The organism is Billgrantia hypersalina, from assembly GCF_052584175.1.
In genome coordinates, this window is record NZ_JBMIQI010000018.1 from 499,235 (window position 1) to 514,922 (window position 15,688).

General features: G+C 49.9%; 11 protein-coding genes. All 11 read right to left on the reverse strand.

What is annotated here, in order from left to right; genetic code table 11:
- Positions 1-94 precede the first annotated feature (94 nt).
- Positions 95-1,216 (reverse strand): polysaccharide export protein, encoded by a 1,122-nt coding sequence (locus ACOJCM_RS16845; protein ID WP_445213228.1) that lies wholly within the window; start codon positions 1,214-1,216, stop codon positions 95-97.
- 443 nt (positions 1,217-1,659) lie between these two features.
- Positions 1,660-3,558 (reverse strand): acyltransferase family protein, encoded by a 1,899-nt coding sequence (locus tag ACOJCM_RS16850; RefSeq protein ID WP_445213229.1) that lies wholly within the window; start codon positions 3,556-3,558, stop codon positions 1,660-1,662.
- Between the two features lie 146 nt (positions 3,559-3,704).
- On the reverse strand, positions 3,705-4,919 hold the full coding sequence (locus ACOJCM_RS16855) for a right-handed parallel beta-helix repeat-containing protein (protein ID WP_445213230.1): 1,215 nt from the start codon (positions 4,917-4,919) through the stop codon (positions 3,705-3,707).
- A 29-nt stretch (positions 4,920-4,948) separates the two neighbouring features.
- On the reverse strand, positions 4,949-6,763 hold the full coding sequence (locus ACOJCM_RS16860) for an ABC transporter ATP-binding protein (RefSeq protein ID WP_445213231.1): 1,815 nt from the start codon (positions 6,761-6,763) through the stop codon (positions 4,949-4,951).
- An 82-nt stretch (positions 6,764-6,845) separates the two neighbouring features.
- On the reverse strand, positions 6,846-7,874 hold the full coding sequence (locus tag ACOJCM_RS16865; protein WP_445213232.1) for a glycosyltransferase family 2 protein: 1,029 nt from the start codon (positions 7,872-7,874) through the stop codon (positions 6,846-6,848).
- Positions 7,875-7,916: 42 nt separating this feature from the next.
- Entirely contained in the window at positions 7,917-8,465 is a 549-nt protein-coding gene (rfbC, locus tag ACOJCM_RS16870; protein WP_445213233.1) for a dTDP-4-dehydrorhamnose 3,5-epimerase, read from the reverse strand.
- Complete coding sequence (locus ACOJCM_RS16875; protein WP_445213234.1) at positions 8,462-9,796, reverse strand: NAD(P)H-dependent oxidoreductase; 1,335 nt, start codon at positions 9,794-9,796, stop codon at positions 8,462-8,464. Before ACOJCM_RS16875 ends, rfbC begins: the two co-directional genes overlap by 4 nt.
- Before the next feature lie 45 nt (positions 9,797-9,841).
- Positions 9,842-10,618 (reverse strand): glucose-1-phosphate cytidylyltransferase, encoded by a 777-nt coding sequence (gene rfbF, locus ACOJCM_RS16880; protein ID WP_445213235.1) that lies wholly within the window; start codon positions 10,616-10,618, stop codon positions 9,842-9,844.
- Positions 10,619-10,676: 58 nt separating this feature from the next.
- On the reverse strand, positions 10,677-11,723 hold the full coding sequence (locus ACOJCM_RS16885; protein ID WP_445213236.1) for an NAD-dependent epimerase/dehydratase family protein: 1,047 nt from the start codon (positions 11,721-11,723) through the stop codon (positions 10,677-10,679).
- Entirely contained in the window at positions 11,723-13,825 is a 2,103-nt protein-coding gene (locus ACOJCM_RS16890) for an acyltransferase family protein (protein WP_445213237.1), read from the reverse strand. The genes ACOJCM_RS16885 and ACOJCM_RS16890 overlap by 1 nt, the downstream gene beginning before the upstream one ends.
- A gap of 419 nt (positions 13,826-14,244) precedes the next feature.
- Positions 14,245-15,636 (reverse strand): Si-specific NAD(P)(+) transhydrogenase, encoded by a 1,392-nt coding sequence (sthA, locus tag ACOJCM_RS16895; RefSeq protein ID WP_445213238.1) that lies wholly within the window; start codon positions 15,634-15,636, stop codon positions 14,245-14,247.
- Positions 15,637-15,688: the final 52 nt, after the last annotated feature.

Sequence of the window (15,688 nt, forward strand, 5' to 3'; positions counted from 1 at the left end):
GAACACACGCAACGGGTTACCCTTGTCCAGTTTGTATCCATGGCGGACGAAGCCTTTCGCCAGCATGCCCGCCATGGAAATGAGCCAGCCAGTACTAGAGATCTCCAATTTCGTTTGAAGTCGACGCTACATTGCCCGGCAGTGAAATGGACGGCAGAAGCAAGCTAATGACGTTGTTCCAACGGGCCAGCGGAGCGGATGTAACGTACACTACGTCATGCGGTTCGAGAGGGAAATACGAGCCCATATTGAGTGCGACAGCGTTGGAAATATCGAGCTGGTATACGGTAGCCATCTTCTCGCTTCCAGCAGGATTCCCGCGTATCACAAATATGCCGGATGGCTCAGCCCGGGACTCGACTACACCACCCGCTCGGCCTAGTGCATCGGTAAGGCTCATTCGCTCCCTTCCAGATGTTATGTTGCCAGGGTTTCTTACTTGTCCTAGCACTGAAATATTTTGATTTTCTGATGATGCCACATGCAACACGTCACCGTGCTGCAATAATGTATTTTGCGCCAGGTCGCCTCTCTTAAGCATCTGGTAAAGTGAGAGGGTTCGCTCTTCGCCATTACGTGTTAGTGTAATGTTATGCCAGTTCGCGTTTTCCGTTGCTCCCCCCGCCGCGCTGATAGCATCCAGAATAGTCAATGGTACATTGGTGATTGGCTGCGCTCCCGGGGTATTCACCTCGCCACTGACGTAAGCCTTCTTGGAATGGAACGCAGCTACCCTTACCTCTACTTGAGGTTCCGTAACAAAAGTTGCGAGTCTGCTTGAAATCATCCGACGGATTTCTCCGACAGTACGCCCTTCAACCTTGAGGTTTCCTATGTAGGGGTAGTAGATCGTACCGTCGGCATGTACGATATTGCCCGACTCTTCAGCACTTCGCTCGCCCCCTGCGGGAATAGTGAGCTCGGGATGTTCGTACACAACTATATTCAGGACATCGCCAGGTCCCACACGATACTCATAATTTTCTAGTTCATTTGCCAATTCCGGCGTCACACCTTGGGCTCGACTGGTGCCATTGTCCGAGCGATACGTTGAAATCAATTCTGGAGTAATCGTCACGATATCCACTTGCTCATCCAAGGAGACTTCCTGGGCTTCATAATCAATATGTCCACCAGGAGCAAGAGCACACCCGCCGATCAGCCCCAATGACAGCAGTGAAGCTGTAATTAAAGTAACGCGTGCATACGTTTTCATTGTCTTCTCCCTTGCTTTCGAGACATCCCACCTGCTCATACCGACTCCCTTGAGTGCATGCAGTGTGCAGTTGCAGCGGGATTGGCGACCACGGCCTGGATGAATCTGTGTTCTCGGGTGTGGCTTAACCCCTAATTGGCCCACGAGATCCAACCCACGGCATTCGGTTACTTAACAAAAATAATGCTTACACAGGATTACAAAAATTACGAACCCAGTAAGTATGGTTTTTATCATCCAAAATGATCAACAAACGACATACGAAACTGCTCAAGCTTGGACCAGCCTATGCAAAAATTTGATTTATATAGATTTTCTTATACTTCTGAAGGACAGATAAAGTTCTTTTCGCTTAGCATCGGAGGCACATGCCCCGCATAGTTTTACTATGGCTAGTGGTATGAGAAAAATAGCTTTATAGAATGAAAAACAGCAAGACTTTCCTATAGTTTATCATCAAGCAAGTGAGACAAACGATCCGATACAAACCGTGTGGCTGCTGACGTGATATGTTGGCTATCGCTGAAGTAGGACCAAGTATCGTCAGACAAGACGCATTGGTCTATACAGAAAATTTCGTGCGGCTGAAGAACGACTACCCCATCCTGTTGTTCGAAAGATACAAAAAAATCTTGTGTTTCGATTAGCTGTTTTTGGTTAACTATTGCCAAGCGACTAAGACCGGCCAGATATTCTTCTTCTGTTATGCTGATCGAAGGTTGCAAGCCGTTGACCCCTGAAGCTCTCGGGTGCCCACCAATTAGCACAATTTTATCCGAAAAATGACTAAAGTGCTCTATGGTTTGATCTATAAATGTTTTCCATCTCATATTATCATTATCGTGCACAACATAATTGAGTACGGAATCTTCATAAGAATCCCAAGCTTGTGAAATCACCACAAGATCATACTCTTTATTCAAACTATAGAGCTCGTCGCGAATATCATTGCACGAAATATCGGCATACTTATCTTTGAATATTACACCTTTTAAAAGAACGCATCCTCCCCTTGTCACGGTATCCACATCTGCTGTATCCAACCCTAGCGCCATCGTTATCGGAAGTATATAGTGCTGCAATACTGAATCGCCAACAAATAAAACTTTCCTGTCATTTTCTGCGGAAACATTTAAACCCCTGGGGAAATTTTCATGAAACGTCGATGCATGAGCCTCACTTATCGTTAGCGCATAAGGATTCATGATCATAAATCTTTCTGGAAGACCATTATTCTTTGCTATAGCTGCACCCATTAATGACATGCTGATAACTGAACTGCATAGAAAAACAGAAATCAATGTCGCCTTTCTGTTTTGAGATCGAGCAATAGTTCTTACTGGCTTTTCTACATAAAGATAAGTACAAAAACCCAAAAATGCAGCAGCCGAGAAAACCAGAAAAAAGATAAAGAGGGGAGGCAGCTTCCATTCAAAAAAGTGAAAAAAGGATATCAAAGGCTGATGGTAAAGATATAAAGGATAAGAAATCAATCCAATGCCTACCAACATCCTTCCTGATAATGCTTTTTTTACGAAACCAGCATTTGGAAAAACAATGAGTATCGCTACCCCTAAGCAGGGCCAAAGGGCATTGAATCCAGGAAAAAGAGTATTCTCATCGTAAATGAACATGGGTGTTAATATCAGAGACAGACCTAGATATGGCAGCACTTTGTTCTTATCGAGGTTCGTTGCTGATAAATATTTATTTTTAACTATTAAAGCGGTAATTGCACCTAGCAATAGCTCATTGGCACGATACTGTATTAAGTAATAAGCCTCATGATCCCCTTCTTGTGCAGCAAAAATGGCGAGGACAGTTGTTGTAATAAAAGTAAAGATAGCTGCGGGTATTACAGCCACTTCCGCGAACCTGAAAAGTACTAAAAAACAAAGAGGCCAGACAAGATAAAACTGCTCCTCTACACCTAAGGACCATAGATGCATCAAAGGCTGGTAAGCGGCGTCAGCTGTGAAGTAGTTTACCCCTTGTGCGTATAAGATATTGACAGCGCCAAAAGAAGAGAAAAATACCTCCTTGCCAAGCTTGTCCAGCGCTTTATCGGAGTAAAAAAACAAACCAAAGAACAGGACCATAGTAAGGGTTAATATCAAGGAAGGAAGCAACCTCGCCAACCTTCTTTTATAAAACGCGATAAAGCTAAAGCTGTTGGTTTCTAATTCGCTCTTTATCATTGTCGTTATAATATAACCGCTTATTACAAAAAAGATATCGACGCCTACGTACCCTCCTGAAAGGGCTTCAACTCCAGAATGAAACGCGACCACACTTAAGACGGCAACGGCTCTTAAGCCATCGAGATCTCGACGATATTCCATTATTATTATACCTACTGTTTGAAGTACATTTCACTCATATCTTACATGCTGCTTTGCAAGCTAAATTTGAATAACTTAAGAATAAAAAATTGAGAACCTTTAGTGAAACCACTTTCCTGTTTTCAATAAATTATAGAGCTATTGTTTTAGTCAGCATTGATTCCTGCTGTGTTTTTTCCTATTTCTTCTATATTTTCAGCTCTATTGATTAACTTCATGAAATTATTCCCTATCATGCCCGTGACCTGATGAGAGGTTACGATTGAATTGTTTCCATCGCCATCGTTTCCTTGAATATCAACCTGCCGGGACCAAAGGAGTCTTACATTACCTCCCTGAAGGTAATTGTCTTTTATTTTGACAATTTGTGTGTATTTATTGGAATCGCCATGATAGGCATCGGTAATAGCTGAATTTGTCGTCTTGAATTGGTTTCCTATAATCCATAAACCGGTGGAAATTTCTCCATCGCGAGTCTTGTGGAAACCTCCGTACACACACCCCCTTTCCACCTGCTCTGCTGTGTTATGAAGGATGTGTATACCTCGATGTCGGTCAATCCAATAAGCGTTTCTCGTATTTTTGGCACTATTCCCGATGAGCTGGGTGTCGTAGGCAGATGCCAGGCGAAACCCGTGTAGTGTTTGGCCATCGGTGTGATTACCCATGATAAGCACATTTTGCGCCCCACCTTCGCACCCGATACCAACTTGGCCTCGAAGAGCGCGACATTGTCGTATAATACCGCGTTGGGTCGAATTCCAGAAGTTACTGTTTATGTTGTTCGTGAAGCGGCCTAAGCCATAACCTGTGACGAAGATTCCGTAGCTCGACGCATCTTCGGTTCTGACGCGTTCTAGAAGGAAATCCGACATGCCTTCCAGTCGTATCAGCGGGCCGTTATCCAGCGCATGCTTGTCAGCTCCAATCACGCAGAAATCAGAAAGAAAGATTCCGTGCGAATGGAGGCTGTCCCCCACGTCCAGGTGCATGGCGACAAAGTCATCCTGGCGCCAGTCTTCAGGACGAGCTTCGATAACGGTTCGCTCCATCCCTTGGCCGCACAACCGTGTCCCGTCATGCAGTGTCAATTTTCGATAGAGGTACCAGTGACCAGCATCAATGATGCCCACCATGCCATCCGTGGCGATGTTATCTAGAAAGGCTTGTAGCTGCTGTTGATCCCGAATGGGATCGTCTGAAGGGGCCATGCCCATTTCACGCGTGGTTATAATGGCAGGTTTCCGTGCCGTTCTTTGTCCTAACGAGTGGGTTGGCATATCGCTACTTAGAGCATGCAGCGCTGTTGCAGGGTTCGCTTGGACCGCATTGACGACACCACCTACTGACCCAAGTGACATGGTATTGTCTCCTATTCCATACATCAGGCTCAGCTGTGGGCCGCCATGCGTTGGAAAATCTCGTTGCGTTGTGATAGCTCGCTATAGCTACCTGAGTCTATAACCCTGCCTTCCTTCATGAGATAGATACAATTGCATTGGCGCACTGTCGCAAGCCGGTGGGCTATCATGATGATAGTCTTTTTTCCCATTATTTCGTGGATCGCTTCCATGATGAGCTTTTCTGTAATACCGTCTAGAGCACTGGTCGCTTCGTCCAGAATAAGCACCTCGGCATCATGGTATAATGCACGTGCTATGCCGATACGCTGACGTTGACCTCCCGAAAGTTGAACGCCTCTCTCCCCGACGCTGGTATCAAGCCCATCGGGCAGCTCATCCAGTAATTCATGCAGATTCGCCATGCTGGCTGCACGTTGCACAGCTTCGTCGTCTATCGATTCAGGCGCCACCCCGAAAGCAATGTTTTCCCGTATGCTGGCATCCGCAAGGTAGATACTCTGCGGAACGAAACCCAGTGTATTCTGCCACCTTCTTTTATTTTCTTTTTCGATTCGAACGTCATCGATCTTTATTTCGCCTTGATCGGGTTCGATAAGACCGAGAAGTATATCAATAATCGTCGATTTACCCGACCCCGAGGCGCCAACGATACCAATCATACGGTTGGCAGGTATTTCCATGTTAACCCCGTTAAGTGCGAACTCGCGGGTCCCGGGATAACTGAACAGTATATTTTCTAGATGTATGCCATCATAAGGTATGAGCTTGCCATCTACACATTCACTTATACCTTTCTTCCGCTCCTGCTCTCTTGTTTCCGAACTTTCGTAAAGGTCGTCACGAACAGCTTCGAACGAGGCCAGATTACCTCGAATCTGTGACATGCTGGAATAGACTTTCTGGAGAGCCGGCAATATCTTGAAGCCAGCCATGGCATAAATAGATAGCACCGGTAGGATCGTTCCCAAATTTCCGTTATGGGTCGTCAATAGGTACAGCACAAGGAAGATGACGCTCGAAAAGGCGACGAGTTCCATGGCATAACGCGGCACCTGACTGATCGCCTGATTACTCCCAGCAGCTTGTGCAAACTCGAAACTGGGCTTCTCGAAGCGTTTTATGAAAGTTTTTTGCTGCCCCAACAGTAGTGCATCCTTTATTCCACCAAACCCTTCGGCCATCAACTTGAAGCGCTGAGATTGTGTCTCTGAAATTACTTTTCCATTCCTGACCAGACGCCGTCGTACGGTTACGAAAAGAAGGTAATAGCAAACAACGAAAATCGTAATCCCTACTATAGCAACCACTGGGTCATAGATGAAAATTACTGTAGCCATCAAGAAAGCCATTACTAGCTTTGCGTTCATGTGTAGCAAAGGGTTGATCACAAAATTTGTCATGCGCAAGGTTTCTTGAGAAATTTGCTTGGTCAAATGGCTGCTGCTTGTGTTTGCGTGGTACAGCCAAGGTTGATACATATAATACCGATAAAGCCTGTTACCGAGTTCGGCACCCACTTTGGCCCCATATAATGACAGGCGCCAGACTGTATACATTGAAACGAATGAGGCTGCTGCCAGTATTGTCAATACCATGATACCCAGCCAGAAGAGAAAGTCCCTGGGTGATTCGACGCCGCTCATACGATACATCGTGGAAGCGATACTCTCCGACTCATACAACAAATTCATGTCGCCTACGAGTGCCATGAAGGGGCCGATCGACATGACGCCGGCTATCTCAGCGAAGGACATTATTATGATCAGCCCCTGAAGCCGCAATAATTTCTTACGCTGGTCCCTTGTCAGCAAGGCGTATAGCTCCTTAAGACTTCTGAGCATCGCATATTCCTTTTGCTGTAAAATACATGAAATGTAAAGAGCCTGCTGCTAGTTAAGTCAATTTCCAGTACGGCTTAATAGCTTAGGTTGGTCGAACATAAGTCAGCGTGGTAGCATCCTGGACTTGATCTTTTTTTTGTTCTTTCTCTACTTCATCCAGCGTTTCTTTTTGGCATGTCTTGATATTAGCGTAATTGTATACGTTATTTACATATTCGACTTTCGGCTTGAATGTAAAACTTTGCACCAACCCCTGCCAGATAACCCAAGCCTTATAGAAATTACGCTTCGTTATCATTTTCAAGATGAGCGCAACGTTATTGAATATGATGGATGCCGTACGACGCCGAGTCTTGTATTTTTTCGATATATATAAATTGTTTCTGATGAAATTTTTGTAATATTCAATTCTTGTCGGATTATTTTCTGCGACAATGCTGATTGTCCCCCCTCCATGCCTCACATGCACTACATGACTGCGACCGACGAGGTAACCGGGAACATGACGAGTGATGCGGAGGGTGAACTCAGCATCTTCGCCCCAGATAAACATTGATGAGAGGGGCAACCCGTATTCTTGCAAAATCTCTCTTGGTATTAGTATTGATACAAAGGTGCCACTTCCGACCGCTACTAATCCATGCTCAAGCTGCTCGGGCCAGCCAAAATATCCGGCACCGTTCTTTGCATTGCAGACCTGTGGTGTGTTGGTTATCTGCCCATGTTCTGTGTAGGCAGTCGAAAGCAGGTAGCTTCTTCGAACATTCTTGCTTTCGAGCAGTGCATCGGCCTCCAACAATTTTTGTAACGCTTCTGGCTCCGGCAGTACGTCATCATCCATCATCCAGACAAGATCCGCCCCATTATCGTAGGCCAAACGGAATCCTGCATTGAAGCCGCCTGCAGCTCCCACGTTCTTCTTCAAAGAATAGACCTTGACATCCTGATAACTACCCTGCATCAGGAAATCCAGCGTACCATCGGTGCTGGCATTATCAATCACGAGGATCATGTCGCACGGACGGGTCTGGGAGCGGACGGCCTTGAGACAGAGTTCGAGGAGCTCTTTTCGATTGTAAGTAAGAATGACGCCAATCACTTTTTTGTGCATGGTTATCTCCCTGCGAACACGCCGAACTTTTAAGTCATTACTTCAATACAGCTGCTGGGTACGTTCCTTTATTAATGGCCAGTTAGCATCCTTATCAGAAATCACCGATATCGGTAGCGGCCATATTATGCCTAATGCTTCATCGTCATATCTGAGCCCGTCCTCGGAGGAAGGTGTATATGGCGCTGTCACGAGATAGCTGACTTCGACATTATCCTCCAAGGTCATGAACGAATGGGCAAAGCCCTGCGGCACAAGGAGTTGCAATCTGTTTCTGCTGGTTAGCTCAAACATTTGATGCTGCATGTACGTCGGTGAATCCTGACGGATATCCACGATGACGTCGACAATGGCGCCGCTGATGCAACGAATCAGCTTGTCTTCTCCATGGGGAGCCTTTTGGAAATGGAGCCCGCGAAGCGTCCCTCGCTGGGCCGAGTAGGAGGTATTCTGCTGTACGAATTCTCTATCTACTCCTATTGTAGAGAATTCTTCTCGACACATTGTTCGCGCAAAAAATCCTCGTTCATCACCACGAGGCTCAAGCTCCACCAAGTAGGCATCCTTAAGGTCCGTCTGGATGAATTTCATATAGCCTCCTTACTCTCGCTGACTTGGAAGAAAGTACGCTCCTGCTCGCGATATAGTTGGTCCACGTGACGCCCTTCAGGAAAGTGAACGTCATCGAACGTCAGCGGCGCATCCTTCTGAACGCTTTTCTTCAATACGCAATCAATGGCAAGCCCAATGGGTAAAAGCCTTTCCCGGCGAATAACGTCAATGTTTTCAGAGACCCCATACACTTCAAAACCGCCAAACTCACGGATCATGCTCCCTACAGCCAGGTTCTTCTTGGCTACGGCCACAACACCCACCATGGGTGCGCCACGAGGTGTCAGCACGGGGTCATTGAACAGGACGGCTCGAGCCACAGAGGTCGGCACTTCAAAATGACAAAGATGATACGGCGTGTAGAAACAGTAGTAAGGTCCTTTGCCTAGCTTGTAGAGTTCAAGGTAGTGTTGTTTCCGCGGATCGGCCACGGTTCCGATGACGAACACACCAGGACCAGGCCTTGCCCCCACGACGTAATCGACGAGCCCTGGCCCCGCTGCATCCAGGTAAGGTTCAAAGCTGGTTAGCGTCTCTTCGATGGGGATCAGCGGTGAGCGTGGATCACCATTGGAAAAATCGGGCCCCAGCATCCCGCGGCGCGCGACTTGCATCCCCGTGCCGTTGGCTACTATCGCCTGTTCGAACGAGATCTTTGTACCGTCGGCGAAAGAAGCCACCATGGCAGACTTTTGCCCCCATCGCTCCGCAAAGGCGCGCTGCGTCTCGGGGTTGCGATAAGGATCATGTAGGCCCTTGATGTTCCCGCACAGTACGGGTTTGATACCCATACCTTTTGCGAACCGGACCAGGTTCATTTGTACGCCCGGTTGGTCGCCATCTGAAAAGGTATAGATCAGCCCAGCCTGCTCCGCTTTCCGCTTGAGGATAGGGCCGACCGTTCCATCGAGCTCCGCATTCATCTGCACGACGTGTTTGCCGTAACGCAGAGCCGTCAGCACCGCATCCGCCGCGTATTCGATCGACCCCGTGACCTCGATGATCGCGTCGAGGCCCTCCGATGCGGCCAGCGCCTTGGCATCTTCCGTCACCACGGGCTGACCTCTGGCAATTGCCGATTCGATCTGTGCGGTTGTTTCGCATCTTACGGGGTTGACCCCTACCTGTTCGTATACCTTTACCGCGGATTCGATATGGCGGTTCGCAACGGCACAGAGGGTCATGCCCGGGGTCGCGGTCATGATTTGCAATCCAATGCCTTTGCCCTGAAATCCCGCACCGATCATGCCAACGCGAATCGGGTTACTGTCCGCTTCTCTCTTGGCTAAAGCCGTATCTACGATAATCATCAATCATACCTGGCAGTTGGTTGAGGACAGATAAGCCATTGACGTTCAATCTTTCCATACTCTCCACGGTGGGTTGTCGGCCCATGCTGCCTCGAGTACCATCTTGTCACGCAGCGAATCCATGCTTTGCCAGTAACCCTGATGATGGAAGTAACCCAGCTTGCCCATCTGAACCATGCGCTCCATGGGCTCGTTCTCCCAGGTCGTGCGATCGCTGTCGATCAGGTCCAGTACCTCGGGTTCGCAGACGAAGAACCCCCCGTTGATCAACCCGCCGTCCACCGCGCTTTTCTCACGGAACGCCATGACGTGGTTGCTGTTCTCATCCAACCGAAGGGCGCCATAACGACCCGGTTGGGTGACGGCTGTCAGGGTGCACCAGCAACCTGATTGCTTGTGGCTCTCCACTAATGCGCCGATATCGACATCGCTGACACCGTCTCCATACGTCAAGCAAAATGTCTCGTTCTCAAGAAGGTGCTTGGCGCGTTTTATCCTGCCACCCGTCAGCGAGTCAGCACCGGTATCGAGAACGGTCACGTTCCAGTCTTCGCTTACGCCATTCAACCATTCGACTCGCCCTGTTTTCAGATCGATGGTGTAGTCGGTCTGCTTGCCGCGGTAATTGAGGAAATAGTTGCGGATATAGTCGACCTTGTATCCTCCTAGAATCACGAAATCCTTGAATCCATAGTGGGAATAGATCTTCATGATGTGCCAAAGTATGGGGCGCCCCCCCACCTCGACCATCGGTTTGGGACGAATGGATGTTTCCTCGCTCAGGCGAGTGCCGAAGCCACCAGCAAGAATCACGACCTTCATGATTATTCTCCTTATATATAACTGAATGGTTCTTATGGTTTATGCGCGACTTACCGTCCTAGGTTTCCATCCATTCCAAGCTCTCCGTCAGGCGTCCATGTTCGAGATGTGACTGCAGGACCTTCAATCGCATCAGCTGCGAATCCCGGAAGTTATGATCGGTGAAGTTCATTCGCGACAGGCCGTCCACCAATCCTTGGATGGAGTCCTGTAGTGTCATCTGGGGTTGATGTTCTGGAGCGAGTTTCTCGAAGAGACTGAAATCGACCTTGTAGGAGCGGCTATCGACGCCCGCTTTCTCATTGATGTGTACGGTCGTGCCGGGAATGGCGCCGGCGACCGCTTCTGCCAGGTCGCGGACTTGATGGTTGCGTTGATTGGAGCCGGCATTGACGCTGAGAATGCGCCCTCCTTGGCTCGCCTCACGCTGCAAGGCCCAGTCAATCGCCCTTGCCATGTCACTCACATCGATGAGCGGCCGCCAAGGAGTCCCATCGCTGAGCACCGTGATGTTCTTCTGGGACAGGGCACAAGCAACGAAATCGTTCAGGACCAGGTCCAGGCGGAGGCGTGGGGACATGCCGCATGCCGTTGCAAATCTGAGGCTGGTGATGACCATATCCCCGTCGATACCGGCAAGCGCTTCTTCGGAGCCGATCTTGGACCGTGCATAGGCGGTCATCGGTGCGAGCGGATCAGTCTCCCTGCGAGGCTCCCCGCTAGCGAGCCCGTATACGCTACAGCTCGAGGCGAAGATGAAATGACCAACGCCAGCCTCAGCCGCCTGCCTGGCAATGCGTATGGTGGCTTCCTGGTTGATTTCCTGTGTGACGGTTTCGAAACGATTGCCCATCGGATCATTGGAAATGGCCGCAAGCTGCACCACAGCCGTATAACCTTCCAGCATGCTAGCCGGGAGATGACGGATGTCACCGTAATATTGCCTGTCTAGATAACTCTCGGGCAGACGTTCCACGTTCGTCAGACAATGAGCGTAATAGGCGTTATCAAAGCCATGCAGTACCGACTCGGGATGTTGTCGCTTCAGTTCCTTGACGACCTGAGGCCCGACGTATCCCATGTTACCCAGAATCAATATCTTCATTACCTCGTCTCCCCTCGCAGATGCTTGGTTTCTTCTCCTTGCATGGCCTCACCAGCCGAGCCATCGCTCAACATACTCAGCCTTAACTCCTCGTCGCTCACCCAACCCTTGTCACTCATCTCTTCAAATATCTGGCTCACCAGTATCGAGGCGCCGGATAAGCTCAAGTGGTTATTGTCGTAATAGAGAATGTCACCATCGATTTGAGTTGCACATCGGCTCGGCAGGTAGGTATCGCAAAACAACCTGGCCGGTTCGATTTTAAGTAGATTATTGTGCTCCTCGACTTTTGAAATTTGCTCATAGGAAGTTTCAGAACGTTGCTTGAATACCTCATAGCTCGTTGAAAGCGGAGAGAACCGATCGACCCCGAACAACTTTTCCTTGACGAGCAGGTAGGGCACGTCCCATCCCACCTCAGGAACCGGATAAATCAAAACAACTTTTTTACCGGCATTGACCATCGCCTCGACGGTTTCCCTAAGCAACGCCCCGACCATATCAACGCGAAGTCGATCGTCAGCAATGTCGAGTCGATCCATGGGCACGGCACGCACGGCTTCATCGTGCTCAATGCCTCCTTCACCGTTGTTGAATGAAACCCCTTCGAATTGAAGCGGGTATCGTCCCAGCATGACCACTATCTCGACATTATCGTCACCAAGGATGTACTCAAGCACTTGCTCGTTGTGTCGCCCGCATTCCGGTTCGTCGCTACGTGTATATCCCGCGATGGGCAGACAATTGGTATAAACGAACTGCTTGACCTTCATTCCCAAGGCATCGACCCGGTCAGCGACTGGGCCGACAAGGGGTGTCGCTTGGCTATCCCCCCAGACCACTACCGTTCTTCCCCCGCTTTCGTTGTAGACGCAAGCTTCTTGAAGCGAGCGTAAATTTCCCGGTGTGCTCTGGCATTCAGCGTTGATGCGCTTTTGCGAGCGCACCATCACGAGGTGTTCAAGCTCACCATTGAAACGCCAAGGGATACCCTGGGTGTATGTACCGTAAAAACCTACCCCAATCATCAGGCAAGACGTTGCCAGCGCCGTCTTGAAGATTTGAGGCCGAGTGAAAAGCCGACGGTTTCGGAACGGTTGTTCGATATAGCGCCATGAGAACCAGGCCAGCAGCAGGGAGAGAATACTCAGCAGGATGAAATCGGTATGGGAAATGGGCCCCAGGCTTCGCTCCCTGGCGAAAGCGAACACTGGCTGGTGCCAGAGGTAGGCGCTGTAGCTGATCAGACCGATCCCGACCACCGGCTTGAGGGATAGCACGCTTCCTGCAACGTCTCGCTCGCCAGCGAAGAGTAGGATCAGCACGGTGCCGAGAATGGGGATGAGGGCCCAGAGTCCCGGAAACGGTATGCTCTGGTCGAACGTGAAGATGGCGTACAACAGTAATGCCAGCCCGCACATGCCCCCAAGGTTGCTGGCCCACGGCGAAAGCCGGGCCCTGTTCCGATGCAGGTAAATGGCAACGATGGCCCCCGCCAGCAACTCCCAGGCGCGGGTCGGCAATAGATAGAAATTGGCCGAAGGGTGGTGCCTTGAAGCGTATTCCGATAGGGCCAGGCTGGCGAAGAAGCCCAGAATCAGGAGACTGATGAGCAGGCCTTTCCTTATTCGACCTACCAAAAGCATGAAGAGAGGAAAGAACAAGTAGAATTGCTCTTCTACTGCCAGGCTCCAGGTATGCAAAAAGGGCTTCATTTCGGCCGGCCCGGCAAAGTAGTCCGTATCCTGCCAAAAATGAATATTGGAGATAAACAAATTAACGGCTATCAGGCTCTGACTAAGACTCTCGAACTCCTCCGGCAGCATCCAAACCCAAGCCACGGCCAAGCAAACGACACTGACAAAGAACAGTGCCGGAAGTATCCGTCTCGCCCGCCGTTCGTAGAAATTTACAATTGAAAAATTACGCTCGACAATTTCGTTATAGATGATCCCGGTGATTAAATAACCACTTATCACAAAAAATATGTCGACGCCAACATACCCGCCGCTAAAGGTATCGAATCCAGCGTGAAAGAAAATAACGGGTACAACAGCTACGGCTCTTAGCCCATCGACCTCTGGCCTGTAGTGACTCGTCATTGCGCCCTCGCCGTGCTTTCTCAAGTGATAAGTTTCATGGATATTCTTCTCCTATATCAGTCGTTTATACTTTGTTGAACTTAGGGTGGATTATTGCAGCCCACGCTACCGCCAGAGGAGTTCATGGTGGATCTCCCTTTCCGTAACAACTGAACAGCTTCCATTGTTATAATTTCCTTCGGCATGTTACTAAACGTACTTACCCTTTGCGTAGTTGGTTTTTACCATACCTGGTTTTAGGCGGGGTTCATTCTGGTGGGCGTGCATATCTGATACGGTGAAGAAATTAATCCTCCCGCTATTAGTAATCTGCTACAGAAAACTTCAGTAAGACATAGCTCCATGAGAGGCGCTAACATAAAAAAACCTGCCCTCGCATGAGGGCAGGTTAGCATCGATTAATGACGAAGAATTATGATTCAGAACACTCGGTTGAGTCCGTTCTGAGCGGCTACGCGATAAGCTTCTGCCATGGTGGGATAATTGAAGGTCGTGTTGACGAAGTACTTTAGCGTGTTGGCTTCGCCGTTCTGCTGCATGATGGCCTGACCGATATGGACGATCTCCGAGGCTTGGTCCCCAAAGCAGTGTATGCCGTATATCTCAAGGGAATCCTGATGGAACAGGATCTTGAGCATACCCACGGTATCGCCGGTGATCTGGGCCCGGGCGGTATCCTTGAAGAAGGCCTGGGCAACCTCGTAGGGGACCTTGGCTTCCGTCAACTCTCGCTCGGTGCGGCCGAAGGAGCTGATCTCCGGGATGGTGTAGATGCCGGTGGGTACTTCGTTGACGAAGCGGTAATCCCGATCGAGTAACTCGTCGCAGGCATTCAGCCCCTGATCGTAGGCCGCGCTCGCCAGACTCGGCCAGCCGATGACGTCCCCTGCCGCATAGATATGCGGGATGGTCGTACGATAATGATCGTCGACCTGAAGCTGGCCACGGCCGTTAGCTTCGAGACCGACGTTCTCGAGGCCAAGCTCGTCGGTGTTTCCGGTGCGGCCATTGGCCCACAGAAAGGCGTCGGCACGTAGCTTCTTTCCCGATTTGAGGTAGAGCACCACGCCGGAATCATCCCCTTCGACGCGCTCATAATCTTCATTGTGGCGGATCAGCACCCCGTGCTTGCGCAAATGGTAGGAAAGGGCATCGGAGATCTCGTCGTCAAGGAACGAAAGCAGGCTGTCTCGGCTGTTGATAAGGTCGACCTTGACCCCCAGCCCCGAGAAGATCGAGGCGTACTCACAACCGATCACGCCGGCACCGAAGATGATCAGGGTGCGCGGCGTATGCGACAAGCTCAGGATGGTATCGGAGTCGTAGATGCGTGGATGTCGAAAATTGATGTCGGCGGGACGGTAAGGGCGCGAACCCGTGGCGATGACGATCTTCTGCGCCACCAGCTCCTCCAAGGCTTCCTGGCGGTCACGTACCAGCAGGGTGTGCTCGTCCTTGAAGCGCGCTACACCGCTGAAGAGGTCAATGCGATTGCGAGCATAGAACTTGGTGCGCATCTCGACCTGCTGATCGATGGTAATACGCGAGCGCTCCATGACCCTGGGAAAGGAGAACCAGCGGGGCTCGCCGATATCGCGGAACATGCGGTTGGTATTGAACTGCATGATCTGTTTGACCTGATGGCGCAGCGCCTTGGAGGGAATGGTGCCCCAATGGGTGCAGTTACCGCCGAGGACGGGCTGCTTTTCCACTACCGCCACCCGCTTGCCATACTTGGCGGCGTTGATGGCGGCACTCTCGCCGGCGGGTCCGGTACCGATCACCACCACGTCGTAGTTATGGACTGCCATAGGCCATACGTCTCCTGTTCCCTTGCCCAAGCTGCGTTTCGTCTACCAAACG

Bases quoted from the DNA above. Each gene is read 5' to 3' on its own strand.
- ACOJCM_RS16845 (WP_445213228.1), bottom strand. From the start codon at position 1,216: ATGAAAACGTATGCACGCGTTACTTTAATTACAGCTTCACTGCTGTCA.
- ACOJCM_RS16850 (WP_445213229.1), bottom strand. From the start codon at position 3,558: ATGGAATATCGTCGAGATCTCGATGGCTTAAGAGCCGTTGCCGTCTTA.
- ACOJCM_RS16855 (WP_445213230.1), bottom strand. From the start codon at position 4,919: ATGTCACTTGGGTCAGTAGGTGGTGTCGTCAATGCGGTCCAAGCGAAC.
- ACOJCM_RS16860 (WP_445213231.1), bottom strand. From the start codon at position 6,763: ATGCTCAGAAGTCTTAAGGAGCTATACGCCTTGCTGACAAGGGACCAG.
- ACOJCM_RS16865 (WP_445213232.1), bottom strand. From the start codon at position 7,874: ATGCACAAAAAAGTGATTGGCGTCATTCTTACTTACAATCGAAAAGAG.
- rfbC (WP_445213233.1), bottom strand. From the start codon at position 8,465: ATGAAATTCATCCAGACGGACCTTAAGGATGCCTACTTGGTGGAGCTT.
- ACOJCM_RS16875 (WP_445213234.1), bottom strand. From the start codon at position 9,796: ATGATTATCGTAGATACGGCTTTAGCCAAGAGAGAAGCGGACAGTAAC.
- rfbF (WP_445213235.1), bottom strand. From the start codon at position 10,618: ATGAAGGTCGTGATTCTTGCTGGTGGCTTCGGCACTCGCCTGAGCGAG.
- ACOJCM_RS16885 (WP_445213236.1), bottom strand. From the start codon at position 11,723: ATGAAGATATTGATTCTGGGTAACATGGGATACGTCGGGCCTCAGGTC.
- ACOJCM_RS16890 (WP_445213237.1), bottom strand. From the start codon at position 13,825: ATGACGAGTCACTACAGGCCAGAGGTCGATGGGCTAAGAGCCGTAGCT.
- sthA (WP_445213238.1), bottom strand. From the start codon at position 15,636: ATGGCAGTCCATAACTACGACGTGGTGGTGATCGGTACCGGACCCGCC.